The following is a 554-nucleotide window of genomic DNA, read 5'->3' as shown; positions in this document are numbered from 1 at the left end:
GCCGCCGGGCGCTTGGCCAGGCGGGCGAGCTGGTCCATCCGCTCCAGGGGCAGGTGCTGCCGCTGCGCCGCCATGCGCAACTGCGCCGTCAGACCCGGACGGCCCGCCGGCTCCAGCATCGCGCCGCGCTTGGCCGCGGCGCCCACCTGGATCTTGAAGGTGGTGCTCACCGGGCGGCCGCTGCCGTCGCTGGCCTGCACCCGCACCTCGATCACGCGGCGCTCGCCGGGCGCGGCGCGCACGGTGAACTTGCCGGTCGCGGCATCGAAGGTCATCCACGGCGGCAGCGCCTCGCCATTGGCCTGGCGGGCCGTCAGCGTCACCACCGCATTGGGATTGGTGTGCGCGAAGGCGTCGGCCGGAATGGCGATCTGCGTCACGCCGCTGGTGGACGTCACCACCTGGTCCGCCATGCCGCGGTTGAGCACCAGCGTGTCCACGCCGCCCGTCGTCGCGGCCGGCATCACCACCACGCGGAAGCTGCTGCTGTCGCCGGCCTGGGTCAGCCGCAAGCCTGACGTATCGGCCGAGCTCACCGGGCTGCCCTGCTGGCC

General features: G+C 74.0%; 1 protein-coding gene. It reads right to left on the bottom strand.

Annotated elements, in window-relative coordinates; all coding sequences use genetic code 11:
• Nucleotides 1-440 (bottom strand): putative Ig domain-containing protein (locus ALA01S_RS31395; protein WP_218011571.1); only part of this gene is annotated, 440 nt, incomplete at its 3' end.
• Nucleotides 441-554 lie beyond the last annotated feature (114 nt).

It is taken from the genome of Azohydromonas lata NBRC 102462, assembly GCF_001571085.1.
In the GTDB taxonomy this organism is placed as follows: domain Bacteria; phylum Pseudomonadota; class Gammaproteobacteria; order Burkholderiales; family Burkholderiaceae_C; genus Azohydromonas; species Azohydromonas lata.
This window is presented reverse-complemented; position numbering and strand designations above follow the sequence as displayed.